The following is a 25,949-nucleotide window of genomic DNA, read 5'->3' on the forward strand; positions in this document are numbered from 1 at the left end:
GGATTCTGCTCATGCTGCGTTGGTTGACTGCTGGTGAGTCGCACGGCCCCGCCCTGGTGGCCACGATCGAGGGTTTGCCCGCTGGCGTCGAGGTCACGAGCGCCGATGTGTCCGCGGCCCTGGCCCGGCGCCGCCTCGGCTATGGCCGCGGTGCCCGGATGAAGTTCGAGCAGGACGCCGTGAGCTTCCTCGGCGGACTGCGGCATGGACGCACTCTCGGTTCCCCGGTCGCGATCATGATCGACAACAGCGAGTGGCCGAAGTGGCAAACCGTCATGAGCCCCGACCCGGTGACCGATGAGGCCTACGCCGCGTCGAATGATGTCAACGCCGAGAAGGAGATCGCTCGCAACAAGCCGCTGACCAGGCCCCGCCCGGGCCACGCGGATCTCGTCGGGATGCAAAAGTACGCCCACGACGACGCCCGCCCGATCCTCGAACGGGCCTCCGCCCGCGAGACCGCCGCCCGCGTTGCTCTCGGAGAGGTCGCTGCTCGCTTCTTAGAGCAGGCCTACGGGATCCGGCTGGTCTCCCACACCGTCGCGATGGGAGAGGCGGCCGTGCCGGAGGGGACCCCCCTTCCGACGGCCGACGATGTCGCGGAGTTGGATGCCGATCCGGTCCGTGCCTTTGACGCCGACGCGAGTGCCGCGATGGTCGCCGAGGTCGACGCGGCCCGCAAGGACGGCGACACCCTCGGTGGCGTCGTCGAAGTCCTCGCCTACGGGCTGCCGCCGGGCCTCGGCTCCCACGTCCATTGGGATCGCCGCCTTGACGCCAAGCTCGCCAGCGCCCTGATGGGGATTCAGGCGATTAAGGGGGTCGAAGTGGGCGATGGCTTTACGACCGCTCGGCGCCGGGGGAGTGCTGCCCACGACGAGATGGAGCGCGATAAGGACGGCGTGATCGCCCGCCGCACCGGCCGTGCCGGGGGGACCGAAGGGGGCATGAGTACCGGTGACGTATTGCGCGTGCGGGCGGCGATGAAGCCGATCAGCACCGTCCCACGGGCCCTCGACACCGTCGATGTCGCCGGGGACGGCCCGGCGACCGCCATCCACCAGCGCAGCGATATCTCCGCGGTGCCGGCGGCTGGAGTGGTGGCCGAGGCGATGGTCGCACTCGTGCTCGCCGAGGCGTGCCTGGAGAAGTTCGGCGGGGACAGCGTCGCCGAGACGACCCGTAACTACGAGGGTTACCTCGCCGCGATTCCCGAGCGGATGCGCACGTGGTGAGCGGGGCCCCCTTCGTCGTCTTGATCGGCCCGCCCGGAGTCGGGAAGACATCGGTCGCTCGTGCCGTCGCCGAGCGCACCGGCCGCACGCTCATCGATACCGACGCCGCCGTCGAGGACGCTGCCGGGCGCGAGATCGCCGACATCTTCGTCCTCGATGGCGAGCCGGCCTTCCGCGCGCTCGAAACCGAAGCGGTCCTCGACGCGCTCACGACCGATGGCACCGTCGTCGCTCTCGGTGGCGGCGCGCCCATGACCGACGCGATCGCCTCCGCCCTGGAGGACCAGCGGGTTGTCTTCCTCGATGTCGGGATCGCCGACGCCGCGAAGCGGATCGGCCTCGATCAACCGCGGCCGCTACTCGCGGTCAACCCCCGGGCGTCGTGGATCGCCATGATGAAGGACCGGCGGCCGACCTATGAGCGCCTCGCAACCTGGCAGGTCGACACGGCCGGGCGAGGAGTCGATGAGGTGACCGACGAGGTGTTGCGGCAGGTGGAAGCGTGACCACCGTGGTCCCCGTCGGCGACGAATACGACGTGCTCGTCGGCCATGGCGTAAGTGATCGCGTCCCCGACCTGCTGCCGAAGGGGGTGCAGCGGGTCCTCGTGATCCACCCGGAACCGCTCGCTCACCTCGCCGAGCCGATCGTCCGCGCGCTGCGCCAGGCGGACGTCGAGGTCCACGAGGCGGGCGTCCCCGACGCCGAGGCCGCCAAGACCGTCGAGGTCGCCGCGCGCCTCTGGAGCGTCCTGGGTGAGGCGGGCTTCACCCGCACCGATGCCGTCGTCGGTGTCGGCGGCGGAAGCGTCACCGACCTCGCCGGTTTCGTCGCCGCGACCTGGCTCCGTGGTGTCGCGGTGGTCCAGGTGCCGACCACCGTCCTCGGCATGGTCGACGCGGCCGTCGGCGGGAAGACCGGGATCAACACCCCCGAGGGGAAGAACCTCGTCGGTTCTTTCCACCCCCCGGTGGGCGTGCTCTGCGATCTCGACAGCCTCGCCACGCTGCCCCCGCGCGATATCGCCGCCGGCCTCGCCGAAGCGATTAAGGGCGGCTTCATCGCCGATCCGGCGATCCTCGATCTGGTGGAGGCCGACCCGGTCGCGGCGACCGACCCGCGGTCACCGGTCCTGCGCGAGATCATCGAGCGCAAGATTGCGGTGAAGGCCGATGTGGTCGCTCGCGACCTCAAGGAATCCTCGCTGCGCGAGATCCTCAACTACGGCCACACCCTGGGTCACGCCATCGAGCACCACGAGGGATATCGCATGCGCCACGGTGACGCGGTCGCGATCGGCATGGTCTATGCGGCCGAACTCGCGCACCGATCGGGGTTAATCGACGACGCTCTCTTGGCTCGACACCGCCAGGTGCTCTCGACAGTGGGTCTGCCCACGACTTACGCCGGCGCCCCCTTCGACGACCTGTTGATTGCGCTCCGACGGGACAAAAAGACCCGCGGATCGCTGCTGCGTTTCGTCGTCCTCGACGGTCTCGCGAGCCCGCGTCGCCTCGAAGGCCCGTCCGAGGACATGATGCGCGAGGCCTACGCAGCGCTCGCCTAGCGAAGCCGCTCGGTGGTGGCAAGCCAGTCCGCGATGACCCGGTCGGCCATCGCTTCGTCGGCGCGCATGATCCGCGTCAACTCGAGCCCCCGAACGAGGGCCATCAGAGATTCGAAGGAGGTGCGCGCCGCCTCCGGATCAGCGATCCCGCTGTGGTGGGCGAAGAGGTCCCGCAAGGTGGCCCCGAGTCGACGCTCTGCGGGTAGCAGCGCCGCCCGCAGAGCCTCGTCGGTGCGCGACGCCGCCCAGAGTTCGATCGCCGCTTGGAAGGGGGGACCGGCCATCGCCTCGCGAATCGCAAAGACCATGTCTCGCAGCGCGTCAGGTCCCTCACCGAGATCGGCGACGAGCGAGGCGAAGTGGCGCAACCTGAGTTCCGCGATGTGGTGGACCGCCTCGACGAGGAGGTCCGACTTTGAGCCGAAGTGGTGCAGCAACGCCCCCCGCGATACCCCTGCCTGCTCTTGGATGCGCTGGGTGGTGGTTCGCGCGTATCCGTACTCGACCAGGCACTGCATGGTCGCATCGAGCAGGACATCGTGAGTGTGCGCGCGCTGCTCCTTGCGGGTCATGCCAGTCATTGGCCCCACAGTAATGCGGTGCGGAGCGCGCGGGCGTTTAGAGGACGTCAAGCTCGCCGGCTGCGATCTGCTCGCGTAGTCGGAACTTTTGGAGTTTGCCCATGGCGTTGGTGGGCAGATCCGCGGCGACGTACCACGATTTCGGCGTCTTCTGCGGGGACAAGATCTCCCGAAGGCGGTCGCGCAGGTCCGCGGAGGTGGGTCGCGGCCACGCCGGGTCGAGCTGAAGCACCGCCGCCACCTGTTCGCCCCACGCCTCGTCGGGGACCCCGAGCACCACGGCCGCAGCGACCCCCGGATGATTCGTGAGCTCGATCTCGATCTCGCGCGGGTAGATGTTCTCCCCACCGCGAATGATGAGGTCTTTCAGTCGGCCCGTCACCGTCAGATAGCCCCGCGAATCCATCGTGCCGAGGTCTCCGGTGTGGAGCCAGCCATCGGCACCGATCGTCTCGGCCGTCGCGTCGGGCATGCCGAAGTACCCCGCCATGACCTGGTACCCGCGGGCGCAGATCTCCCCTTCGACCCCATTCGGCTGGACCGCGCCGGTGGCGGGATCGACGATCGCGACGTCGACCCCTTCGAGAGGCTGGCCGGCGGTGTGCAGATTGTCCTCGGAGGTATCGCTCGGGCGGGTCTGGGCGACGATCGGACTGAGTTCGGTCTGGCCGTACACGGCGCTAAAACCTGCCCCGCACGCGCGTGCCCACCCCTCGACGAGAGGTGCGGGCACTGCGTCTCCCCCGGACATCACGACGCGCAGTGAGGAGAGGTCCACGCTCTGGAGCGCGGGGTGGGCCAGCATCGCATGCAGCATCAACGGGACTCCGCCGAGCACCCGCACCTCGTAATCGTCGATCGCTCGCAACAGCAGGGCCGGGTCAAAGACCTCGGCGAGGACCAAGGTGGCGCGCTGGTGTACCGAACCCAAGACCGCGAGCCCCGATCCGGCGGTGTGAAAGAGCGGCAGCGCGGTCGCGAAGGTCCCGCCCACCTCGGCTCCGCAGCGGTCTCGCACCAAGGCGGCATTGGTGACCATCGCGCGATGTCGAAGGAGCGCAGGCTTGGGTCGTCCCGTGGTGCCGGAGGTGAACTGAATCTGGGTCGGCGATGCGGGATCGACGTCCGGCAGTTCCGAGACCTTCGGGGTGCGTCGTACGTCGCCCAGCCACCCGTCGAAGTGGACCGCCTCGCGTAGGTCGGGAAGTCCGGGAAGGATCGCATCCACGACTTCCGACATGGGGGTGCCGCGGAAGCTGCGGACCGAGAAGAGGCCGACGGCCCGAGAGCGGCGGAGGGCATCGTCGAGCTCTGGCCCCCGAAGCGCCGGATTCGCCGTCACGAGAACCAGGCCACTTAAGGCGGCGCCGAACTGGAGCACCAACCACTCAGGAACATTCGGCGCCCACACGGCGATGTGCTCACCGCGCGTGAACCGTTGGAGGAGCCACGCAGCCGCTCGTTCGGCGTCATCGACCAGCTCGGCGTAGGTCCACACCCGGGCTTCGCGGTCCGGGGCGATGGAGACCAAGGCCTGCTTCTGCGGGTGTGAAGAGGCGGCTTCGCGGAGCAGTTCCCCCACCGTGATGTCGAGGACTGGGTGGCTCGGTTCGGCAGACCATAACGATGTGGCGAGGGTCGTCATCGGTGCTCACCAGCCCGCATGTCCTTCTCCGCGAGTTCCTTTTCCATCAGCGCGATCTCGTCGGTCGGGGGCAGTTCGCCACCGCCGTCGGGGATGAATCGCCCCGAATCGCGCCAGTGGACGGCCGATCCCATGCCGTGTTCCTGCGCGAAGTCGACGAACCACCGACCCTCGGGGGAGTGGCGGGCGATCCCGTCGAAGAGGACCGCGAAGTTCTGCGTGCTCTGCAATCCCATGTTGTCGTAGGCCTGGTTGATCATCATCTTTTGCATGACCAACTGGTTGGTGGGCACCGACACCATCCGGTCCACGAGCCGCTCGACGGTCGCGTCGAGCTCCTCGGCCGGGACCGCATCGATCACGAGGCCCCAGTCCTTGGCCTGCAAGCCATCGATCGTGTCCCCCGTGAGGAGCATCCGCTTGGCCTTCTCGGCGCCCAGCCGATAGACCCACATCGCCGTCGTGGGGCACCCCCAGACCCGGGCGGGCATGTAACCGATCTTGGCGTCCTCGGCCATCACGACGAGGTCGCAGGAGAGGGCAATATCGCTTCCACCGGCGACCGCGTACCCATGCACCTTGGCGATGGTCGGCTTCGCCGAGCGCCAGAGCGAGAAGAAGTGGTCGGTGTTGGCGCGCATAGCCCGGAAGTCCTTGATCGGGTCCCAGGCCAAGCCCTGATGCTCAACTCCCTCTTCGGCGTAAAGCTTGAGGTCGTATCCCGCGCAGAAGGCGCGGCCCGCCCCTTGGAGCACGATGGCGCGCACCTCGTCATCGGCGTTCGCTGCGGCGACGGCCGCGCTGAGCTCGGCGGCCATCTCGGCGGTGATCGCGTTGAGGCGGTCGGGGCGGTTCAAGGTGAGGGTGGCGCGATGGTCGCGGACCTCGTAGGTGAGGGTTGATAGCGGTAGCGACATGGGGTGCTCCTTCACTGACGGACGCGTGAGCGTTTCACAGGCCGACTGGACTGTCAACGAAAAGCGTCCGCGGTTCCCTGCGAAGGGGTGACGGTGGGGGGCGCTCGGGCCGATAAGATGCTCGCCGACCGGTCTGGCCAATTTCCTCGGCACTGCGATGAGGTGGCCTGGGCCTGCCCGATGATCTTTGACACCGAATAGCGAAGGCTGAAACACCGATATGGCGAGCACGAACGACCTGAAGAACGGCATGGTCCTAAACCTCGACAACCAGTTGTGGAGCGTGATCGAGTTCCAGCACGTCAAGCCCGGCAAGGGCCCAGCCTTCGTGCGGACCAAGCTGAAGTCGGTCACCACCGGCAAGACCATCGACAAGACCTTCAACGCGGGTACCAAGGTTGAGACGGCCAATGTCGACAAGCGCACGATGCAGTACCTCTACAACGACGGCACCGACTTCGTCTTCATGGACCCCGACACCTACGACCAGATCATGGTGAGCCCCGAGGTCGTCGGTGATGCCGCGAAGTACATGCTCGAAAACCAGGACGCGGTCGTCGCCCGCCACGACGGCGATGTGCTCTACATCGAGTTGCCCGCGTCGGTGGTCCTTGAGATCACCTACACCGAACCCGGCCTGCAGGGTGACCGCTCGACCGGCGGCACCAAGCCGGCGACCCTGGAGACCGGCGCCGAGATCGCGGTTCCCCTCTTCGTCGAGCAGGGCACCCGCGTGAAGGTCGACACCCGCGACGGCTCCTACCTCGGCCGAGTGAACTGAGTGGGGGCACGCACCAAGGCGCGGCGGCGCGCCGTCGACCTGTTGTTTGAGGCCGAGCAGCGCGGTGCCAACGCCGGCACCCTCGTCGCGGAGCGGGTCGAGGCCCCGGTCACCGAGGCCCCCCTCAACCCGTACACCGTGACCCTCGTCGAAGGGGTCGTTGCCCACTGGGTCGACACCGACGAGTTGCTGACGACGTACAGCCAAGGGTGGACGCTCGAGCGGATGCCGGCGGTCGATCGCGCGATCTTGCGCCTCGCGGCCTGGGAGATCCTCCACAACGACGAGGTCCCCGATGTCGTCGCGATCAGCGAAGCAGTGGCCCTGGCCACCGAGCTCAGCACCGATGAATCACCGAAGTTTGTCAACGGGCTGCTCGCCCGTATCGCCGAGGTCAAGCCGACCCTCGCTTAAGTCCTAGGAGACGAACCGTGAACGACCCATCGCCTGATCCGCTCGACGAAGCCGCCGAGCGCGTCTTCGGCGAATCGGATGAATCCGTCGAGAAGGTGGCCGAGCGCACCCGCGAGAACGCCGCGGTCGGCACCGAAGAGCCGCCGGTCGATGACGTCGAGGACCTCACCAACCTCGGAGTCGACCGTGGCGTGATCATCGGGCAGGGCGTCACCGCGGTCTCGCGCTGGTCGCTCCGGCTGCTCATCATCGCGGCCGGGATTGCGGTCTTGTGGTGGCTCCTCGGGAAGGTCTGGGTCGGCGTTTTCCCGGTCATGCTTGCTCTGATCGTGACGACCGTCCTCTGGCCGCCGACCGGCTGGCTGCAGCGCAAGGGCATGCCCCCGGCCCTGTCGGCGGTGATCGTGCTCCTCGGCTCCATCGGGCTCGTGATCGGCGTCTTCGTGGCGCTCGTGCCTTCATTGGTCAGCCAATCCGGTGACCTCGCCAAGGCCACGGCCGATGGGTTGAACCAGGTCCAGCGCCGCCTCTCCGAGCCGCCCTTCAATATCGACAGCCAGGCGATCAACAACTACGTGGATCAAGCGACCGCGTGGCTTCAGGGTCGGGCCGGTGACATCGCCTCGGGCGTCTTCACGGGCGTGTCGATGATCACGAGCGCCATCATCACCTTGCTGCTGGTCTTCGTCCTTACCTTCTTCTTCCTCAAGGACGGGCCGAAGTTCCTCCCCTTCCTACGTCGCTTCGCCGGACGCGAGTCGGGTCGCCACCTCACCGAGGTGCTGACTCGGTCCTGGAACACCCTCGGTGGCTTCATCCGCACCCAGGCCATCGTCGCCGGCATCGACGCGATCGGTATCGGCATCGGTCTGGTCGTGCTCCAGGTGCCGCTCGCGTTTGCCCTGGCGGTCCTCACGTTCTTCGGTGGCTTCGTCCCGATCCTCGGCGCCTTTGTCGCTGGCGCATTGGCCGTGCTCGTCGCGCTCGTGGCAAAGGGCCCGACGACGGCCATCCTCGTGCTGATCGTCGTGCTCGTCGTTCAGCAGCTCGAGAGCAACGTCCTCCAGCCGATCCTCCAGGGCAAGTCCATGGAGCTCCACGCCGGCGTGATCTTGCTGTCGGTAGCCGCCGGGAGCACGCTCTTCGGCATCGTCGGGGCCTTCCTCGCGGTGCCGGTCGCGGCGGTCGTCGCCGTGATCATCCGCTATATGAGCGAGCAGGTGGACCTTCGAGCCGGGGACTTAAAGGCCGACGATGTCCTCGTCGCGACCAAAGACGGAGAGCTCCTCGCCCGCCGCGGCGAGGCGGCTCACGCGAACTTCGTCCGGCATACCCCGACGGTCAGCAATGATCCGAACGACGCCGCCCAGATCACCCTGCCCGAGATCAGCGCGAAGGTTCGCGATCGAGCCGTCGAACTCGGCCGACGATTCCGCCGCAAGAAGTAGGGCCGGCTCACCCTGCCCGTGCAACTGCGCGTCCTAGGAGCCGAGGACGGGGCGATCCTTGCCTCTCTCGCGCAGGTCGAGGGCGCGGCCGACCGGCTGATCCCCGGCCTCGTGGAGGCCGGGCGCTGGCCGCCGACCCCGGGTGCCGAACGCTTCGCGCATCCCGGCTTCATCGTGGCTGCGCTCGAAGGGGGAGTCACGCTCGGTTTCGCCCACGTCCTCGACCTAGAGGGGCACCACCATCTCGAGCAAGTCTCGGTGCGACCGGAGCACGGGCGGCAGGGCATCGGGCGGGCGCTGATCTATGCGGCGTGCACGCAGGCGCAGGCCCGGGGAGCGTCCGAGATCACCCTGATCACCTTTGCCGACCTGCCCTGGAATGCCCCCTTCTACCGCCGCTTCGGCTTCCGAGACGCCATCGAGGTGGCTGGTCCCGTCCAGGACCTTCGCGAGCGCGAGATCGATAGCGGCCTGGATGCCCTCGGGCGCCGGATCGTGATGACCCTGCCCCTTGCCACCCGCGTCATCGACCCGGTGCCGGCCGTGAGCGTGATCCCAATCCGGGACGGGCCGGACGGGATCGAGGTCTTCGTCCAGCATCGAGCGTCGACGATGGATTTTGCCGCTGATGTCGCGGTCTTCCCCGGTGGTCGAAGCGACCCCGGCGATGAGATGCGCGGCGCCGACCTCGACCTCGCGCCCGAGGTGTTGGATACCCACCTCCGAGCCTGGGCCGAGGTCCTTGCCGGGCGAGAGGTCGCCGACCGAAGGGCGCACGTCCGGGCGCTCATTGCGACCGGCCTGCGCGAACTCGCCGAGGAGACCCTGCTCACCATCGCGGCCGATCGGCTCGTGCCGTGGGACTGCTGGGTGACCCCTCCGATCTGCCCGCTTCGCTTCGATGTGAGCTTCTTCCTCCTCCCGCTGAGCCCCGATGAGCCACAGCCCGTGCATTCGACCACCGAGGCCAACCACTCGGGCTGGGCTCACGCCGCGCGCCTCTTCGCCGATTCAACGACCGGGGCGGTCGGCATGCTGACCCCGACCCGTGAACTGGTCCGAGAGCTCGCCGCCTTGGGGACTGTTGCCGCCGCGACCTCCCTTCGCCCGCGGATCGTCGCCACCAGGGACGACCTGCCCGGTGCACGACCACGCCCGCCCGGCAGGTAGGGTGAGCGCGATCGGTGATCCTTTAAACCACTGTCCTGTGAGGCAGGAAAGGAGGTCCGAGACACACATGTGTCCCGACACCGCCACGCCCAGCCGCGAGGTGATGAGTTCCGATGACATCACCCGGGCCCTCCGCCGCATCGCCCATGAGGTGATCGAGCAAAGTCGCGGAGCGAGCGACATCGTCTTACTCGGCATCCCCAGCCGCGGAGTAGAACTCGCCAAGCGCCTCGCCGCCCTCATCACCGAGATCGAGGGCAATGACTGCCCGGTCGGCGCGCTCGACGTCACCATGTATCGCGATGACCTGCGCGCGCAGCCGACGCGGGCCCCGCAACAGACCCAGATCCCCGGCGACGGGATCGATGGGCGCGTGGTCATCCTCGTCGACGATGTCCTCTACTCCGGGCGCACCGTCCGGGCCGCCCTGGACGCCCTCGCCGACTACGGTCGCCCGAAGGCGGTCCGGCTGGCGGTCCTCGTGGATCGCGGCCATCGCGAGCTGCCGATCCGGGCGGACCACGTCGGCAAGAACCTGCCGACCTCCCACGCAGAGCGGGTCATGGTGCGCCTCCGCGGCTATGACGAGGTCGACGACACCGTCGCGATCAGCGGGGGAGCGAAGCGATGACCCGGCACCTGCTCTCCTGCTCGGACCTCGATACCGACGCGATCCGCACCCTGCTCGACACGGCCGCGGAGATGCACGAGGTGCAGCGCCGCGAGGTCAAAAAGCTCCCGACCCTGCGAGGTCGGACCGTGATCAACCTCTTCTTCGAGGACTCAACCCGCACCCGCAGCTCGTTCGAGATCGCCGGGAAGTGGATGTCGGCCGACACGATCAACATCACCGGTAAGGGTTCGTCCACCTCGAAGGGGGAGTCGCTGCGGGACACCGTCAAGACGATCGCCGCGATGAGCGTCGATGCGATTGTCATGCGGCACAGCGCTTCTGGTGCCGCCCATCAGGTCGCGGGCTGGTTCGATGGCGAGGGCGTCCCGACGAGCGTCATCAACGCCGGGGATGGCACCCACGAGCACCCCACTCAAGCCCTGCTCGACGCCTACACGATGGAGCGGCGCCTCGGCAGCTTGGAGGGCCGGCACATCGCGATCGTCGGTGATGTCACGCACAGCCGGGTCTTCCGCTCGAACCTCATCACCCTGCCGCGCCTCGGCGCCCGGGTCACCGTCGTCGCTCCGCCCACCCTGATGCCAAGCGGCGCCGCCGCGTGGGCCGACCACGACGGCTTCACCCTGAGCAACGACCTCGATGCCGTAATCGCCGAGGCGCCCGATGCCCTGATGATGCTGCGCGTCCAGCGTGAGCGGATGAGCGGTGGCTTTTTCCCGACGCCTCGGGAGTACACGATCGGGTATGGCCTCACTCGAGACCGTCTGCGAGCCCTGACCGCGGCCAATCCCGAGGCGGTGATCTGCCATCCCGGACCGATGAACCGGGGCCTGGAGATCGCGGCCGATGCCGCCGACGCGGCCTCTTCGCTCGTCTTGGATCAGGTCAGCTCCGGCGTGGCCGTGCGGATGAGCGTCCTCTACCACCTCTTGGCGAGCGGCGAAGGGAGCCCCGCGTGAGTGACCTGATGATCACCGGCGCCAGCATCCTCGGCGCCGACGTCGCCGACATCTTGATCCGCGACGGCAAGATCGCCGAGATCGGCTCGCCCGACGCGGATGGAGCGGAGGTCATCGACGCCGACGGCCTCGTGGTGCTCCCGGGCCTGGTGGACCTCCACACCCACCTGCGCGAACCCGGACGAGAGGACGCCGAGACCGTCCGCACGGGGACCGCGGCGGCAGCGGCCGGTGGGTATACCGCCGTGCTCGCGATGGCCAACACGACCCCGGTGACCGACACGGCCGAGGCCGCCGAGCGCATCTACGACCTCGGCGTCGCCGCTGGGCATGCGGACGTGCAGCCGATCGGTGCGGTTACCAAGGGCCTCGACGGCGCGGAACTCGCCGAACTCGGCCTCATGCACCGCAGCCGCGCTCGGGTTCGCGTCTTCTCCGATGACGGACGCTGCGTCGGGGATGCCCGCGTCATGCGCCGGGCCCTTGAGTACATCCGCGCCTTCGACGGCGTGATCAGTCAGCACGCCCAGAACCCCGAACTGGCCGGCCCCAACGCATGTTGCCACGAAGGGGAGCTTTCCGGGCGCCTCGGGTTGCCCGGGTGGCCCGCCGCCGCCGAGACGACGATCATCGCCCGCGATGTCGAGCTCGCGCTCCTCACGGGCTCACGCGTGCACGTCGCGCACGTGACGACGGCCGAGGGCCTGGAAGTCGTGCGTTGGGGTAAGGAGCGCGGTGCCCGGATCACCGCCGAGGTGACCCCGCACCACCTGCTCTTGACGACCGACCTCCTGACCTCCTATGACCCGGTGTACAAGGTCAACCCGCCGCTGCGCCCCGCTGAGGACGCCGAGGCCCTGCGCGCTGGCCTTGCCGACGGCACCATCGACGCCGTCGCGACCGACCACGCGCCGCACGCCCGCCATGACAAGGAGCATGCCTTCGTCGACGCCGCCTTCGGCATGCTCGGCCTAGAGACCGCCTTCGCCATCGTCCATGACCTCATGGTGACGACGGGGCGGATGACCTTCGATGATCTCGCCCGGGTCATGTCGGTGACCCCTGCCGCGATCGCGGGCCTCGCCGGGCACGGCCAGCAGATCGCTCCGGGTGCCGCGGCGAATCTCGTCCTCGTCGACCCCGCTGCCACGACCACCGTTGACCGCGACGCGAGCCACTCGCTGTCGCGCAACAACCCGTACCACGGCCGCACCCTGACCGGTGCGGTCCACGCAACAATCCTGCGCGGGCGAGTCACCGCGCAGGCAGGAGAGGTGCTCTAACCCCCATGCTCACATCACGCGAGCGCGCCGTCCTCGTCCTCGAAGACGGCCGCACCTTCACCGGAGAGGCCTTCGGGGCCGTCGGTGAGACCGTCGGCGAAGCGGTCTTCTCGACCGGGATGACCGGCTATCAAGAGACCCTCACCGACCCGAGCTACCACCGCCAGGTCGTGGTCATGACCGCCCCGCACGTGGGCAACACCGGCTGGAACGACGAGGACGACGAGTCCTCCCGGATCTGGGTGACCGGGTTTGTCGTGCGCGACCCCGCGGTCCGGCCGAGCAACTGGCGCGCGAGCGGCTCGCTCGAAGACGCCCTTCGCGAGCAGGGGGTCGTCGGGATCTGCGGGATCGACACCCGGGCCCTAACCCGCCACCTGCGCGAGCGCGGTGCCATGCGCGCCGGTGTCTTCTCCGGAGACGCCGCGGGCGAACCGTCCGATGTCCTTGCTCAGCGGGTCGCGGACGCGCCCGCCATGGAGGGCTCCGAGTTGGCCTCACAGGTAACCACCGAGCAGGCCTATGTCGTCGAGGCGAAAGGGGAGAAGCGCTACACCGTCGCGGCCCTCGACCTCGGGATCAAGTCGATGACCCCCTTCCTCATGGCCGAGCGCGGCATCGAGGTGCATGTCCTGCCCGCGAGCGCGACCTTCGAGCAGATCCGTGCGGTCCATCCCGACGGGGTCTTCTTCTCCAACGGCCCCGGCGACCCCTCCACGGCACCCCAGGTCGAGGTGCTCCGCGAGGTGCTCAGCGCCGGGATCCCGTACTTCGGGATCTGCTTCGGTAACCAGATCCTCGGTCGGGCGCTCGGCTTCGGCACCTACAAGCTGAAATACGGGCACCGTGGGATCAACCAGCCGGTCCTCGACGTCGCGACCGGCCAGGTCGAGGTCACCGCGCACAACCATGGCTTCGCCGTCGACGCGCCCCTGCGCGAGATCGTCACAGCGCCGGCCGACGCCGAGCACGGCACCTCTTACGGCCGGGTCCAAGTGAGTCACATCGGCCTGAACGACGATGTCGTCGAGGGCCTCGCGTGCCTGGACATCCCCGCCTTCTCGGTCCAATACCACCCCGAGGCCGCGGCCGGACCGCATGACGCGGCCCACCTCTTCGATCGCTTTGTCGAGTTGCTCGACGCCCACGCTGCCAAGGAGTCGACCAAGTAATGCCCAAGCGCGACGACATCACGTCGGTCCTCGTCATCGGCTCCGGCCCCATCGTGATCGGTCAGGCCTGCGAGTTCGACTACTCCGGGACCCAGGCCTGCCGAGTCCTTCGAGAAGAGGGCATCCGCGTCGTCCTCGTGAACTCCAACCCGGCGACGATCATGACCGACCCGGAGTTCGCCGACGCCACCTACGTCGAGCCAATCACCCCAGAGGTGGTCGAGAAGATCATCGAGCGCGAACGCCCCGATGCGGTCCTCGCGACCCTCGGCGGTCAAACGGCGCTCAACACCGCGATCGCGCTCGATAAGGCCGGGGTGCTCGAGAAGTACAACTGCCCCCTCATCGGCGCCAATGTCGAGGCGATCGAGCTCGGGGAGGACCGCGAGCGCTTCAAGGGCGTCGTGGCGCGCAGCGGCGCGGAGTCTGCCCGCTCGGTGATCTGCCATTCCATGGATGAGGTGCTCGCGGGGGCGGACGAGCTCGGCTACCCGGTCGTCGTGCGCCCTTCCTTCACGATGGGCGGGCTGGGTTCCGGCTTCGCCTATGACGAAGAGGATCTGCGCCGGATCGCCGGTGCGGGCCTGCAGTACAGCCCGACCACGGAGGTGCTCCTCGAGGAGTCGATCCTCGGTTGGAAGGAGTACGAGCTCGAGGTGATGCGCGACCGCGCCGACAACGTGGTCGTCGTCTGCTCGATCGAAAACCTCGACCCGATGGGCGTCCACACCGGCGACTCGATCACCGTCGCCCCCGCCCTGACCCTCACCGACCGCGAATACCAACGGCTGCGCGATATCGCGATCCGGGTGATCCGCGAGGTCGGAGTCGACACCGGCGGCTGCAATATCCAGTTCGCGGTGAACCCCGAAGACGGTCGGATCATCGTCATCGAGATGAACCCGCGCGTCTCGCGCTCGTCGGCCCTGGCGAGCAAGGCGACCGGCTTCCCGATCGCCAAGATCGCCGCGAAGATGGCGATCGGGTACACCCTCGATGAGGTCCCCAACGACATCACCAAGGAGACCCCGGCCTCCTTCGAACCGACCCTCGACTATGTCGTCGTGAAGGTGCCACGCTTCGCCTTCGAGAAGTTCCCCGCGGCCGACCCGACCCTGACGACCACGATGAAGTCGGTCGGCGAGGCGATGAGCATCGGACGCAACTTCACCGAAGCCCTGCAGAAGGCCCTGCGCTCGGTCGAGCACAAGGATTCGGCCTTCCACTGGCGAGGCGACCAGCCCACCCGGGAGCACGCGAGCGAGCTGCTGGAGAAGGCGAAGATCCCGACCGACGGCCGGATCGTCACCGTCCAGCAGGCAATGCGCGGTGGGATGAGCGTCGAAGAGGTCCATGAGGCCACCGGGATCGACCCGTGGTTCCTCGACCAGATCGCCCTGATCAACGACCTCGCGCAGCAGATCCACGACGCCCCCCGGCTCTCCCCGGAGATGCTGCGGCTGGCGAAGCGGCACGGGTTCTCCGATGCCCAGATCGCCCGCCTGCGACGGATGAACGAGTCCGTCGTGCGCGGCGTGCGCGAGGCGCTTGGCGTCCGGCCGGTCTACAAGACCGTCGACACCTGCGCGGCCGAGTTTGCGGCCCAGACGCCCTACTACTATTCTTCGTACGACGAGGAGAGCGAGGTCGTGCCGCGTGAGAAGCCCGCGGTGATCATCCTCGGCTCCGGGCCGAACCGGATCGGCCAGGGCGTCGAGTTCGACTACTCCTGCGTCCACGCCTCCTTCGCCCTGCGCGAAGCGGGCTACGACACGGTGATGGTCAATTGCAATCCCGAGACCGTCTCGACGGACTACGACACGAGCTCGCGGCTGTACTTCGAGCCGCTCACCCTCGAGGACGTCCTCGAGGTGATCCACGCCGAGACGCAGGCCGGTCCGGTTGCCGGGGTGATCGTCCAGCTCGGCGGGCAGACCCCCCTTGGTCTCGCTCAGGCCCTCAAGGACGAAGGGGTCCCGATCGTCGGGACCTCGCCCGAGGCGATCGACCTCGCCGAGGATCGGGGTCACTTCGGCCGGGTCCTGCACGAGGCCGGGCTTCACGCTCCCAAGCACGGCACCGCCTTCTCCGCCGAGGAAGCGGTCGAGATCGCTCAGGAGATCGGGTACCCGGTCCTCGTCCGTCCGTCGTACGTGCTCGGCGGACGCGGGATGGAGATCGTCTACGACGACCAGACCCTCTCCGAGTACGTCCAGCGCGCCGCGATCGCGAGCCCGGAGCACCCGATCCTCGTCGACCGCTTCCTCGACGACGCGATCGAGATCGATGTCGATGCGCTCTACGACGGCGAGGAGATGTACCTCGGCGGGGTCATGGAGCACATCGAGGAGGCCGGCATCCACTCCGGTGACTCCTCGTGCACCCTTCCGCCGGCGACGCTTGGTGCCACCGAACTGCAGCGGGTCCGCGAGGCCACCTTGAAGCTCGCCGAAGGGATCGGCGTGCGCGGGCTGATGAACGTCCAATTCGCTCTCGCGCAGGACGTCCTCTACGTCCTCGAGGCGAACCCCCGGGCCTCGCGCACCATCCCCTTCGTCGCCAAGGCCACCGGCGTCCCGGTCGCGAAGGCGGCCGCCCGCGTGATGCTCGGGGCGAGCATTGCCGAGTTGCGCGAAGAGGGTCTGCTGCCGAAGGGGGTCGACGGCGGCGCTCTGCCGGCCCACGCTCCGATGGCGGTAAAGGAGGCGGTGCTGCCCTTCAAGCGCTTCCGCACCCACGACGGGCGGGTCGTCGACTCGTTGCTCGGCCCGGAGATGCGCTCCACCGGCGAGGTCATGGGGATCGACCACGACTTCGGTTCGGCCTTCGCCAAGAGCCAACTCGGCACCCTCAGCCACGGCCTGCCGACCTCGGGCAAGATCTTCGTCTCGGTCGCGAACCGCGACAAGCGGGCGATGATCTTCCCGGTCAAGCGCCTCGCGGACCTTGGCTTCACGATCCTCGCGACCGAAGGCACCGCGGAGGTGTTGCGCCGCAACGGGATCGAGTGTGAGGTCGCGATCAAGCACAGTGACCGGGTCGAGGGCGAGCGCGGCATCGTCGAGCGGATTACCGACGGCGAGATCGAGATGGTCTTCAACACCCCATCCGGCCAGCACGCCCGCGCCGATGGCTACGCGATCCGCGCGGCGACGACCGCGATGGACCGGCCGATCGTGACGACCGTGCAACAACTCGGTGCCGCCGTCCAAGCCGTGGAGTACCAGATCCATGGCGAGCTGCGGGTCAAGCCGCTGCAGGAGCACGCTGCCGACCTCGACCTCTTCGGGCGGCGCGGGTGAGCGGTCTCTACCGCAGCGTCTTTGATCACGCGCTCACTCGGATTGACCCGGAGGTGGCCCATCACCGGGCCTTTGGGACCTGGCGGGCGCTGAACCGGGTCCCGGGGTTCACCGGGGGAGTCCGGCGGGTGCTTGGCGGTGAGGCGCTCGGCCCCGAGGTCTTCGGGCACCACCTGCGCAGCCCCCTCGGGCTCGCGGCGGGCTTCGACAAGGACGCGCTCGGCGTCGATGCCCTCGGCGCGCTCGGGTTCGGATTCGTCGAGATCGGCACCGTGACCGGAGAGGCGCAGCCCGGTAATCCCAAACCGCGCCTCGCCCGGCTGCCGAAGGACCGGGCGATCGTCAACCGGATGGGCTTTAACAACGACGGTTCAGCGGTCGTGGCGGCCCGACTGGCTCGCCGAGCCGATGCCATCCGCCGAGGGGACGCCGACGGTGGCGTCATGCTCGGGGTCAATATCGGCAAGACGAAGGTCGTCCCGGCGGACGAAGCGGTCGCCGACTATCGGCGAAGCGCCGGCCGCCTCGCGCCCTACGCCGACTACCTCGTCGTCAACGTCAGCTCGCCGAACACCCCCGGATTGCGGGACCTCCAGGCCGTCGACGCCCTCGAACCGATCCTGCGCGCCGTCGCTGAGGCCGCCGATGAGGCGGCGGGACGCCAGGTCCCCCTTCTCGTCAAGATCGCCCCCGATCTCGCCGACGACGACGTGCGGGCCACCGCCGGACTCGCGAGCCGCCTCGGCCTCGCCGGGGTGGTCGCCACCAACACCACGATCGCCCGCGAGGGCCTGCGGAGCGCGCCGGCCGAGATCGACGCCGCCGGGGGAGGAGGCCTGTCGGGACCTGTCCTCGCCGAGAGGTCGTCCCAGGTCCTGGCGCTCCTTCGGGCCGAGATGGGCGCGGAGCCGGTCATCATCAGCGTTGGCGGCATCACGACCCCGCAGGACGCGATCGATCGACTCGAGGCGGGCGCCACGCTCGTGCAGGCCTACACCGCCTTCATCTACGAGGGCCCGCTCTGGGTCCGCCGCGTCAATGCCGCCATTGCGGCCCACCAGAGGCAGGAGTCGTGATGACGACGGTGAGCGAGACCCCCTTCGGCCCGCGGCTCGCCCGCTCCATGGCCACTCACGGGCCGCTCTGCGTCGGGATCGACCCGCATCGCGCGCTCGTCGAGTCGTGGGGTCTGACCTACGATCTCGCCGGCCTGGAACGCTTCGCGCTCACCTGCGTCGAGGCCTTCGCCGGTGAGGTCGCAGCGGTCAAACCCCAATCCGCCTTCTTCGAGGTGTTTGGGGCGAAGGGGGTCGCGGTGCTCGAGCGCGTGCTCGACGACCTCAGCTCGGCTTCAACCCTGACGATCTTGGACGTGAAGCGAGGCGATATCGGCACGACTGTCGATGCCTACGGCGAGGCCTTCCTCGGCGCCGACGCCCCGGCAGCGGCCGACGCGATCACGCTGAGCCCCTACCTGGGGTATGAGTCCCTGCGGCCGGCGATCGACCTCGCCCACGCGACCAACCGGGGCGTCTTCGTCCTTGCCCTCACCTCCAATCCCGAGGGCGCGAGCGTCCAGCACGCGCGCGGGCTCGACGGTCGCAGCGTCGCGGGCGCGATGGTCGATGGGGCGGCGCGCGATAACGCGGCGGCGCAGCAGAAGGGGGAGCTCGGGAGCGTCGGCCTCGTCGTCGGGGCGACCATAGGCTCGGCCGCGCAGGATCTCGGGATCGACTTCGGCACTTCCAACGCGCCGCTGCTCGCTCCTGGTCTCGGAGCCCAGGGCGCGAGTGCCGAAGACGTGCGCGAAGTCTTCGCGGGCGTCCTACCTCAGGTCCTCGCCTCCAGCAGCCGCGATGTGCTGCGCCACGGCCCTGATGTGGCCGGGTTGCGCGAAGGGGCGCACCGCGTCGCCGCAGCGACCCGCGACATCCTGCGATGGGATGGTTAGTGGGTCGCTCGTTCCCCTATCGTTGGGAGTTACCTACTGGCAGGCGAGCACTCGGAGGCTGATGATGGCCCTACCCCCTTTGACCCCCGAGCAGCGCGCAGCCGCCTTGGAAAAGGCCGCGGCGTCGCGTCGCGAGCGGGCCGCGATTAAGGACCGGCTGAAGCATGCCGGGGCGTCCATCGGCGAGGTCATCGCCGATGCCGAGACCAATCAGGCGATCGCCAAGATGAAGGTGACCGCGCTGCTGGAGGCGATGCCCGGAGTCGGCAAGGTCTCGGCGCGTCAGATCATGGCCGACATCGGCATCGCCGAATCCCGTCGCGTGCGTGGGCTCGGGCAGCATCAGATCGCGGCCCTGGTGGCCCGCTTCGAGCGCTCGTGACGGCACGACTGACCGTCCTCGCCGGACCGACGGCGGTGGGTAAGGGGACCGTTGCTGCCTTCATCCGGGCCCATCATCCGCAGGTGTGGCTCTCGGTCTCGGCGACCACCCGCCCGGCGCGGCCCCAAGAGGTCGAGGGTGTCCACTACCACTTCGTCTCCGATGAACGCTTCACCGAAATGGTCGAGCAGGGGGATCTGCTCGAGTGGGCGGTCGTTCACGGCCGAGCGAAGTACGGCACCCCCCGTCGGCCGGTCGAAGAGGCGGTCGCGGCTGGACGGCTGCCCTTGCTCGAGATCGATCTGCAGGGCGCACGCCAGGTCCGCGAGACGATGCCGACCGCCCGGTTTGTCTTCTTGGCCCCGCCGTCCTTCGACGATCTCGTCTCTCGGCTGACGGGGCGGGGGACCGAAACGGCCGAGGAGCAGGCCACCCGGCTCGCGACCGCGCAGGGGGAAATGGCCGCGCAGAGCGAGTTCGACCACATCATCGTGAATGACGATGTCGAGCGGGCCGCCGCGGAACTCGTATCATTGATGCAATCTGCTTGAAAACGAAGAGACGAGGACGACCCATTGTCTGGCACCATTGCCAACCCCACCGGCATCACCAACCCGCCGATCGATGACCTGCTGACCCAGGCCGACTCGAAGTACGCCCTGGTCATCTACGGTGCCAAGCGCGCCCGTCAGATCAACGCGTACTACAGCCAGATCCAAGAGGGTCTGCTGGAGTACATCGGCCCGCTGGTCGACGCCCAGGTCCACGAGAAGCCGCTGTCGATCGCCCTTCGGGAGATCAACGACGGGCTGCTGACCTGCGAAGCCACCGAAACCGACGAGGCCTAAGGCCTACCGCGGCGTGCGTATCGTCCTCGGGGTGAGCGGCGGGATCGCCGCGTACAAGGCCGCCTCGCTTCTCCGCCTTCTGACCGAGGCCGGGCATGAGGTCACCGTCGTCCCCACGGACGCCGCGCTGCATTTCGTCGGCGCGCCGACCTGGGAGGCCCTGTCCGGGCGCCCGGTGCAAACCGATGTGTGGACCTCCATCACCGAGGTCCCGCACGTGCGCCTCGGCCAGCAGGCCGACCTGGTACTCGTCGCTCCGGCGACCGCCGATCTGCTGGCGAAGGCGGCCCACGGCCTCGCCGGGGATCTCCTCACCAACGTCCTGCTGACCGCGCGCTGCCCGGTCGTGCTCGCCCCGGCGATGCACACCGAAATGTGGGATCACGCCGCCACTCGGGCCAACGTGGCGACCCTGCGCGAGCGGGGCGTGCACGTCATCGAGCCGGCATCCGGTCGCCTCACCGGGGCGGATACCGGTCCGGGCCGGCTTCCCGAACCCGAGCACATCCGCGATGAGGCTCTTCGGGTCGCGCGGGTCGCGGCCGAAGGGGGAGCCGGTGCCGACCTCGCCGGTCGCCGCGTCCTGATCACCGCGGGCGGCACCCGCGAGCCGCTCGATCCGGTGCGCTATCTCGGCAACCAATCCTCCGGGAAACAAGGTTTCGCCCTCGCCTCCGCCGCTGCCGCGCGCGGCGCGTCGGTGCTGCTTGTCTCCGGGGCCACCACGATCGTCCCGCCTCCCGGGGTGGAAGTGATCCCCGTCCAGACCGCGCTCGACATGCGCGATGCGGTGGAGGCCCACTTCGATCAGATCGATGTGCTCGTCATGGCCGCCGCCGTCGCCGACTTCCGGCCCGCCGAGTACGTCGACACCAAGATCAAAAAGACCCACGATCCGGCCAATCCCGATGCCGCGCCGACGATCACGCTGGTCCGCAATCCCGACATCCTCGCCGACAGCGTCGCGCGCCGAGGTTCGGGGAGGACGCCGTTGATCGTCGGGTTCGCCGCCGAGACCGGCGACGACCGGGGGAGCGTCCTCGATCACGGCCGGGAGAAGTTCGAGCGCAAGGGCTCCGACTTGCTCGTCGTCAATGAAGTGGGGGTCGGGGTCACCTTCGGCCAGGACTCCAGCACCGTGCACATCCTGCGCCGCCCCGAGGCGCCGGGGGAGCCTGCGCCCGTGACGACGGTCGGCCCCGCGCCGAAGAGCGAGATCGCCGAAGCCGTCTGGGACGCTGTCCTGCACGAGCTGTAACCGCCGGGGTGCGCAAGGTGCGGCACTGGGCACCCTTCGCAGGCCACACCCGGCACTTGGGGTGCGCAAGGTGCGGCGCTAGGCACCTTCAGCAGGCCACGTCCGGCACTTGGGGTGCGCAAGGTGCGGCACTAGGCATCTTCAGCAGGCCACGCCCGCCACTGGGGTGCGCAAGGTGCGGCGCTAGGCACCTTCAGCAGGCCACACCCGGCACCGGGGTGCGCAAGGTGCGGCACTGAGCACCCTTCGCAGGCCGCGCCCGGCACTTGGGGTGCGCAAGGTGCGGTGCTGGGCACCTTTGACACGCCTCGGCCCCGTCGACGCCTTCGCTGACGGGGCCGAGTCGGGAAGGGGGTTTAGCCCTTGGTCTTCATGGCCTGGGTGGTCTCGGTGTTCTTCTCGGCCTTCTTCTCGCCGTTCTGCTCGCCCTCGGGCGCGGCGTCGACCTCGGTCTGCTCGACCTCGACGTGTTCGACCTGCTCGCCATGCTTCTCGGGCTGGTTCGCCTCGTCGCCCTGGCGCGGCGCCGCCGCTTCGGCCGGAGCCTGCTGGCCGTCGGAGTCGGCGAGATTGGCCGCTGCCGCCCCGCCGAGGGTCGCGAGCATATTGCGCAGGTTGGAGAGCTGGGCATTGATGCTGTCCCGACGCGCGGCGGTCGCGGCGAGCTCGCGCTCGGAGTCGCGACGAACACGCTCCGCCTGGGCCCGCGCGGCCGATACGGTGCGCGTCGCCTCTTCCTGGGCCTTTTCAAGAATCTTCTTCGCCTCGGCGGAGCGCGCGGCGTGCTCCTCTTCGGCCTCCTTGGCAAGCACCGCAGCCCGGTCCTGCACGGCGGCGAGCGCCGCTTCCTGCTTGGACATCTGGGTATTGAACTCGTCCGCGGCCCGGTCCCGGCGGTTGCTGAGGGTCTTTTCGAAGTCGGCTGCCTGCGCTGCGGCGGCGGCGCGGTGCTTCTCGAAGTACGCCTCAGCTTCCTCGCGGCGGGTCATCGCCTCGCGGGCGGCGTCGTCGAGGAGGCTGTCGGCCTCCTTCTGGGCACGGGCCAACCGTTCGGCAGCCTCAACCTCGGCCTTGCTGCGGGTTTCCTCCGCGTAACGATCGGCCTCAGCGCGGGCCGCCTCGGCACCCTGCGCGGCCTCCGCGCGCATCGTTTCGACCTCCTGGGCGGCGGCCTTGCGCAGATCGCCGGCCTCGTCGTCAGCGAGACTCAGAATCTGCCCCACCCGCTCGCCCAGGTCAGCGAAGGAGGGGCTCGAAGCCTTACGCGCCTCCTGCTTCAAATTCGCGACCGACGTGCGCTCACGGTCGAGATCCCGGCTGAGGGCGGCGTTGGCCTGCAGCGCCTTGGTGAGCTCGACCGAAGCCTGCGCAGCCTCCTGGCGGGCGGCCTCGGCGGCCTGAGTCGCCTCGGCGAGCGCCTGGTCGACCGCGGTCGGCTCGTACCCACGAAAGGCCGTGGGGAAGGGCGGGTTGGGGTTCATTGGATCTCCTTAAACGGGTCTGCGGCGTTCGGCTTCTGCGCGGCAGGGGACGTCGGTGTGGGGGACGAGGTGTTATCGAAGGGGTCGGGTGCGTCGGCCTCCGCCGGTGTCGGCTCGGGCACGGCGAGGGCCTCGATCACGCCGGTCAGGCTCGCGAGCTGGCTGGTGATGTCATCACGTTGGGCCGCGAGCGCGGCGACCTCGGCCCGGGCGCGTTCGACGGCCTCGCGCGCTTCGGCGCGCATCTTCTCGGCGTCGGCCCGGACGCTGTCGGAGATGCGCACCAGTTCGGCGCGCTCGGCGCGGTGGCGCTCGTGAGCTTCGCTCTGCTGGCGCTCCAGATCGGACGCGGTGCGCTCCCTGATCGTGCGGGAGCCGGCTTCGGCCTCCGCGAGGCGCCGGGCCGCCCGGGCATGGTGATCCGCGGCCTGTTCTTCGGCTTCGGCCACGATGCGGGCGGCGTCGCGTGCGGCGGCCTCCCGGGTGGCTTCGGCGTCCTGCTGGGCGGCGGCGAGGACCGCTTCGGCCTGGTCGCGCATGGCGGTCGCCTGCGCCTGCGCCTCCGCCAATCGCTCTCTGCTCGTCGCCCGAGTGCCGTCGAGGAGGTGCTGAATTCGGGACCGAACCTCGCCCGCGTGGTGAGCGAGTTCGAGGGACTGGGTCCGAGCACGCTGCTCGGCTTCGCCCTTCGCCTGCTTGACGATCTCGTCAACGACCTGGCGCGCCCATCCCAGGTGCGCATCGGCCTCGCCGGTGATCCGCTCGGCCTCGCGCTCGGACTCCTCGGTGATCCGGGCGGCGGTCGCCTCCGCAGCGGCGGTCAGGGCGTCGATGCGATCGCGCACCTCTGCCTCGTGACGTGCGGTGTCGGCGAGTCGCCCTTCGATCTCGGCAGCATTTGTATCGAGATCGGAGCGGACCTGCGCTTCGGTCTCGGCCCGCAGTTGCGCGAGGGAGGACTCGACCTCTTGGCGCTGTCGAGCCAGGGCCTCATCCTGGGCGGCCCGCTCGGCCTGAAGGGCGGCACGCACCTCCTCTTCGCGCTGGGCGAGCGCGGTCGTGACCTGCTCATGACGCTCCTTGGCGCGCTCCAGGATCTCGCGTCCTCGCTGGCGAGCCTCGGCGACGAGAGCCTCGGCCTGAGACTCCGCGATCGCCTGCGCCTCATCGCTCGCCTTCGTCGCTCGCTCCCGCAGCAGAGCAGCCTGATCGGTCGCGTCGGCGATGATCTCCGCGGCCTCGGCGGAAGCCGCCTCAATCAGGCGGGTCGCCTCTTCGCGGGCCGCATCGGCCGAGGCGCGCAGGTGCCCAAGGTCATGGCGAGCCTGACCGGTCTGGGCAGTGATTTGCGCGGCCTCCTCGCGGGCGGCCTGGAGCTTGAGCTGCGCCTCGGCACGGACCTCGTCGGCGAGCCGTTGGGCGCGTTCGAGGAGGGTCAGGGGAGTATCTGGGGTCGCTGGCGGCGCGGTAGGGGCGGATTGTGATCCGTCCATGACGTCCTCCATTGATCTCGAACACCCTTCGCTAGGGGACCATCGTCGCAGATGCGGAGGGGACGGTCCGAGATCACACCCTGATCTGGGCCTGTGCGCGGTAAGTTGGCCGATAACGACCTGCACGCCGCCCAGATCGGTGGCGCGCGCCACCGACGAAGGAGAGCTTGAAGAGTGTCCGCACGCCTATTTACGTCCGAGTCGGTCACCGAAGGCCACCCCGACAAGATCTGTGACCAGATCTCCGACTCCATCCTTGACGCGATGCTGAGCCTCGATGCCGGGAGTCGGGTCGCGGTCGAGACGATGGTGACGACCGGTCTGGTCCACGTGGCCGGCGAGGTTACGACCGAGGCCTACGTCGAGATCCCGAAGATCGTGCGCGAAACCGTGCTCGGTGTCGGCTACGACTCGTCGGTGAAGGGGTTTGACGGCACCTCGTGTGGTGTCGAGGTCTCGATCGGTCAGCAGAGCCCCGACATCGCCCAGGGCGTCGACACCGCCTACGAGAACCGGACCGGAGGGGTCGACCCCAAGGACAAGCAGGGCGCCGGTGACCAGGGCCTGATGTTCGGGTACGCCTGCGATGACACGCCCGAGCTCATGCCCCTGCCGATCTTCCTCGCGCACCGTCTCGCCGAGCGGCTCACCGTCGTTCGCAAGACCGGCGTGCTCGACTACCTTCGCCCGGACGGCAAGACCCAGGTGACGATCGGTTATGACGGCGACCGGGCCGTGCGGCTCGACACCGTGGTCCTGTCGACCCAGCACGCCGAGGATGTCGACCATGAGGAGCAGCTCCACGCCGACATCGTGCGTGAGGTCATCGAGCCGGTCATGGCGGGGCTCGCCGACGCCGGTACCAGCCTCGACACGAGCGACTACCGCACGCTGATCAACCCCACTGGGAAGTTCGTCATCGGTGGCCCCATGGGTGACGCGGGCCTCACCGGCCGCAAGATCATCGTCGACACCTACGGCGGCATGGCCCGCCACGGCGGTGGCGCCTTCTCGGGCAAGGACCCGTCGAAGGTGGACCGCTCCGCGGCGTACGCCACGCGGTGGGTGGCCAAGAACGTCGTCGCCGCCGGTCTCGCCCGGCGCTGCGAGGTCCAGGTGGCCTATGCGATCGGTAAGGCCCAGCCAGTCGGCCTCTACGTCGAGACGTTCGGGACCGAAACGGTGCCGGTCGACAAGATCCAGGACGCGGTGACCGCCGTGTTCGACCTGCGCCCCCTCGCGATCGTCGAGCAGCTCGAGCTCCTCCGGCCGATCTACAAGCCGACCGCGGCCTACGGGCACTTCGGCCGGACCGGCGCCGAGGGATACGACAACGCCTTCACCTGGGAGCGGGTCGACCGCGCCGAGGAACTTCGCCGGGCGGTCGGCGCGTAGCCGCCTCACGTCCGCTGAGAAGGGGGTGATGGC

24 protein-coding genes are annotated in these 25,949 nt (G+C 68.8%); 19 read left to right on the top strand and 5 right to left on the bottom strand.

Annotation, left to right across the window (positions count from 1 at the left end):
- Positions 1–11: 11 nt before the first annotated feature.
- From aroC to aroB, 3 genes are read left to right on the top strand one after another with little or no spacing between them, the layout of a single operon-like run.
- On the top strand, positions 12–1,235 hold the full coding sequence (gene aroC, locus AB8K43_RS06970) for a chorismate synthase (protein ID WP_370892839.1): 1,224 nt from the start codon (positions 12–14) through the stop codon (positions 1,233–1,235).
- Positions 1,232–1,741, top strand: coding sequence for a shikimate kinase (locus tag AB8K43_RS06975; protein ID WP_370892841.1), 510 nt, complete (start codon positions 1,232–1,234; stop codon positions 1,739–1,741). Before aroC ends, AB8K43_RS06975 begins: the two co-directional genes overlap by 4 nt.
- On the top strand, positions 1,738–2,802 hold the full coding sequence (gene aroB / locus AB8K43_RS06980) for a 3-dehydroquinate synthase (RefSeq protein WP_370892843.1): 1,065 nt from the start codon (positions 1,738–1,740) through the stop codon (positions 2,800–2,802). Before AB8K43_RS06975 ends, aroB begins: the two co-directional genes overlap by 4 nt.
- Here aroB and AB8K43_RS06985 read toward each other — a convergent pair.
- The 3 genes from AB8K43_RS06985 to AB8K43_RS06995 are packed head-to-tail and all read right to left on the bottom strand — an operon-like array spanning position 2,799 to position 5,945.
- Complete coding sequence (locus tag AB8K43_RS06985) at positions 2,799–3,383, bottom strand: TetR/AcrR family transcriptional regulator (protein ID WP_370892845.1); 585 nt, start codon at positions 3,381–3,383, stop codon at positions 2,799–2,801. The two genes, aroB and AB8K43_RS06985, sit on opposite strands and share 4 nt — an antisense overlap.
- Positions 3,384–3,420: 37 nt before the next feature.
- The gene (locus AB8K43_RS06990; RefSeq protein WP_370892846.1) at positions 3,421–5,028 is read right to left on the bottom strand and encodes a class I adenylate-forming enzyme family protein; all 1,608 of its coding nucleotides are present in this window, start codon (positions 5,026–5,028) and stop codon (positions 3,421–3,423) included.
- On the bottom strand, positions 5,025–5,945 hold the full coding sequence (locus AB8K43_RS06995; protein WP_370892848.1) for a crotonase/enoyl-CoA hydratase family protein: 921 nt from the start codon (positions 5,943–5,945) through the stop codon (positions 5,025–5,027). Before AB8K43_RS06995 ends, AB8K43_RS06990 begins: the two co-directional genes overlap by 4 nt.
- Before the next feature lie 220 nt (positions 5,946–6,165).
- Between AB8K43_RS06995 and efp the strand changes: the two genes are divergently transcribed.
- From efp to coaBC, 15 genes are all read left to right on the top strand, one after another.
- The gene (gene efp, locus AB8K43_RS07000; protein WP_370892850.1) at positions 6,166–6,726 is read left to right on the top strand and encodes an elongation factor P; all 561 of its coding nucleotides are present in this window, start codon (positions 6,166–6,168) and stop codon (positions 6,724–6,726) included.
- Positions 6,727–7,140 carry a transcription antitermination factor NusB gene (nusB, locus tag AB8K43_RS07005; protein ID WP_370892852.1) on the top strand — a complete coding sequence of 138 codons (414 nt, stop codon included), beginning with the start codon at positions 6,727–6,729 and terminating at the stop codon, positions 7,138–7,140. It begins immediately after the preceding gene.
- Between the two features lie 17 nt (positions 7,141–7,157).
- Positions 7,158–8,588, top strand: a complete 1,431-nt coding sequence (locus AB8K43_RS07010) for an AI-2E family transporter (RefSeq protein ID WP_370892854.1) — start codon at positions 7,158–7,160, stop codon at positions 8,586–8,588.
- An 18-nt stretch (positions 8,589–8,606) separates the two neighbouring features.
- Entirely contained in the window at positions 8,607–9,758 is a 1,152-nt protein-coding gene (locus AB8K43_RS07015) for a GNAT family N-acetyltransferase (protein ID WP_370892856.1), read from the top strand.
- A gap of 67 nt (positions 9,759–9,825) precedes the next feature.
- Positions 9,826–10,389 (top strand): bifunctional pyr operon transcriptional regulator/uracil phosphoribosyltransferase PyrR, encoded by a 564-nt coding sequence (gene pyrR / locus AB8K43_RS07020; RefSeq protein ID WP_370892858.1) that lies wholly within the window; start codon positions 9,826–9,828, stop codon positions 10,387–10,389.
- Positions 10,386–11,351 carry an aspartate carbamoyltransferase catalytic subunit gene (locus tag AB8K43_RS07025; protein WP_370892860.1) on the top strand — a complete coding sequence of 322 codons (966 nt, stop codon included), beginning with the start codon at positions 10,386–10,388 and terminating at the stop codon, positions 11,349–11,351. Before pyrR ends, AB8K43_RS07025 begins: the two co-directional genes overlap by 4 nt.
- 8 nt (positions 11,352–11,359) lie before the next feature.
- On the top strand, positions 11,360–12,634 hold the full coding sequence (locus AB8K43_RS07030; protein ID WP_370893375.1) for a dihydroorotase: 1,275 nt from the start codon (positions 11,360–11,362) through the stop codon (positions 12,632–12,634).
- A gap of 5 nt (positions 12,635–12,639) precedes the next feature.
- Complete coding sequence (gene carA / locus AB8K43_RS07035; protein WP_370892862.1) at positions 12,640–13,806, top strand: glutamine-hydrolyzing carbamoyl-phosphate synthase small subunit; 1,167 nt, start codon at positions 12,640–12,642, stop codon at positions 13,804–13,806.
- Positions 13,806–17,108 carry a carbamoyl-phosphate synthase large subunit gene (carB, locus tag AB8K43_RS07040; RefSeq protein WP_370892863.1) on the top strand — a complete coding sequence of 1,101 codons (3,303 nt, stop codon included), beginning with the start codon at positions 13,806–13,808 and terminating at the stop codon, positions 17,106–17,108. The genes carA and carB overlap by 1 nt, the downstream gene beginning before the upstream one ends.
- Positions 17,105–18,184: a quinone-dependent dihydroorotate dehydrogenase gene (locus AB8K43_RS07045; protein ID WP_370892865.1), complete on the top strand. Its 1,080-nt coding sequence runs from the start codon at positions 17,105–17,107 to the stop codon at positions 18,182–18,184. Before carB ends, AB8K43_RS07045 begins: the two co-directional genes overlap by 4 nt.
- The gene (gene pyrF / locus AB8K43_RS07050) at positions 18,184–19,059 is read left to right on the top strand and encodes an orotidine-5'-phosphate decarboxylase (protein ID WP_370892867.1); all 876 of its coding nucleotides are present in this window, start codon (positions 18,184–18,186) and stop codon (positions 19,057–19,059) included. The genes AB8K43_RS07045 and pyrF overlap by 1 nt, the downstream gene beginning before the upstream one ends.
- Positions 19,060–19,123: 64 nt before the next feature.
- Positions 19,124–19,441, top strand: a complete 318-nt coding sequence (gene mihF / locus AB8K43_RS07055; RefSeq protein WP_370892868.1) for an integration host factor, actinobacterial type — start codon at positions 19,124–19,126, stop codon at positions 19,439–19,441.
- Positions 19,438–19,992 (top strand): guanylate kinase, encoded by a 555-nt coding sequence (gene gmk, locus AB8K43_RS07060; RefSeq protein ID WP_370892870.1) that lies wholly within the window; start codon positions 19,438–19,440, stop codon positions 19,990–19,992. Before mihF ends, gmk begins: the two co-directional genes overlap by 4 nt.
- Before the next feature lie 24 nt (positions 19,993–20,016).
- On the top strand, positions 20,017–20,289 hold the full coding sequence (rpoZ, locus tag AB8K43_RS07065) for a DNA-directed RNA polymerase subunit omega (protein WP_370892872.1): 273 nt from the start codon (positions 20,017–20,019) through the stop codon (positions 20,287–20,289).
- A gap of 13 nt (positions 20,290–20,302) precedes the next feature.
- Positions 20,303–21,547 carry a bifunctional phosphopantothenoylcysteine decarboxylase/phosphopantothenate--cysteine ligase CoaBC gene (coaBC, locus tag AB8K43_RS07070; RefSeq protein WP_370892874.1) on the top strand — a complete coding sequence of 415 codons (1,245 nt, stop codon included), beginning with the start codon at positions 20,303–20,305 and terminating at the stop codon, positions 21,545–21,547.
- A 356-nt stretch (positions 21,548–21,903) separates the two neighbouring features.
- On the opposite strand, the gene AB8K43_RS07075 is transcribed toward coaBC, so the two are convergent.
- Together AB8K43_RS07075 and AB8K43_RS07080 are read right to left on the bottom strand one after the other, a co-directional pair.
- Positions 21,904–23,028, bottom strand: coding sequence for a hypothetical protein (locus AB8K43_RS07075; protein WP_370892876.1), 1,125 nt, complete (start codon positions 23,026–23,028; stop codon positions 21,904–21,906).
- Positions 23,025–24,521 carry a hypothetical protein gene (locus AB8K43_RS07080; protein WP_370892878.1) on the bottom strand — a complete coding sequence of 499 codons (1,497 nt, stop codon included), beginning with the start codon at positions 24,519–24,521 and terminating at the stop codon, positions 23,025–23,027. Before AB8K43_RS07080 ends, AB8K43_RS07075 begins: the two co-directional genes overlap by 4 nt.
- Positions 24,522–24,695: 174 nt before the next feature.
- On the opposite strand from AB8K43_RS07080, the gene metK reads away from it, so the two are divergent.
- Positions 24,696–25,916, top strand: coding sequence for a methionine adenosyltransferase (gene metK, locus AB8K43_RS07085; protein ID WP_370892880.1), 1,221 nt, complete (start codon positions 24,696–24,698; stop codon positions 25,914–25,916).
- Positions 25,917–25,949 lie beyond the last annotated feature (33 nt).

Origin of the sequence: Janibacter sp. GXQ6167, assembly GCF_041365945.1 — a bacterium.
In the GTDB taxonomy this organism is placed as follows: Bacteria; Actinomycetota; Actinomycetes; order Actinomycetales; family Dermatophilaceae; genus JBGFSK01.

Bases quoted from the DNA above. Each gene is read 5' to 3' on its own strand.
- aroC (WP_370892839.1), top strand. From the start codon at position 12: ATGCTGCGTTGGTTGACTGCTGGTGAGTCGCACGGCCCCGCCCTGGTG.
- AB8K43_RS06985 (WP_370892845.1), bottom strand. From the start codon at position 3,383: ATGACTGGCATGACCCGCAAGGAGCAGCGCGCGCACACTCACGATGTC.
- AB8K43_RS06990 (WP_370892846.1), bottom strand. From the start codon at position 5,028: ATGACGACCCTCGCCACATCGTTATGGTCTGCCGAACCGAGCCACCCA.
- AB8K43_RS06995 (WP_370892848.1), bottom strand. From the start codon at position 5,945: ATGTCGCTACCGCTATCAACCCTCACCTACGAGGTCCGCGACCATCGC.
- efp (WP_370892850.1), top strand. From the start codon at position 6,166: ATGGCGAGCACGAACGACCTGAAGAACGGCATGGTCCTAAACCTCGAC.
- pyrR (WP_370892858.1), top strand. From the start codon at position 9,826: ATGTGTCCCGACACCGCCACGCCCAGCCGCGAGGTGATGAGTTCCGAT.
- AB8K43_RS07025 (WP_370892860.1), top strand. From the start codon at position 10,386: ATGACCCGGCACCTGCTCTCCTGCTCGGACCTCGATACCGACGCGATC.
- AB8K43_RS07030 (WP_370893375.1), top strand. From the start codon at position 11,360: ATGATCACCGGCGCCAGCATCCTCGGCGCCGACGTCGCCGACATCTTG.
- carA (WP_370892862.1), top strand. From the start codon at position 12,640: ATGCTCACATCACGCGAGCGCGCCGTCCTCGTCCTCGAAGACGGCCGC.
- carB (WP_370892863.1), top strand. From the start codon at position 13,806: ATGCCCAAGCGCGACGACATCACGTCGGTCCTCGTCATCGGCTCCGGC.
- pyrF (WP_370892867.1), top strand. From the start codon at position 18,184: ATGACGACGGTGAGCGAGACCCCCTTCGGCCCGCGGCTCGCCCGCTCC.
- mihF (WP_370892868.1), top strand. From the start codon at position 19,124: ATGGCCCTACCCCCTTTGACCCCCGAGCAGCGCGCAGCCGCCTTGGAA.
- AB8K43_RS07075 (WP_370892876.1), bottom strand. From the start codon at position 23,028: ATGAACCCCAACCCGCCCTTCCCCACGGCCTTTCGTGGGTACGAGCCG.
- AB8K43_RS07080 (WP_370892878.1), bottom strand. From the start codon at position 24,521: ATGGACGGATCACAATCCGCCCCTACCGCGCCGCCAGCGACCCCAGAT.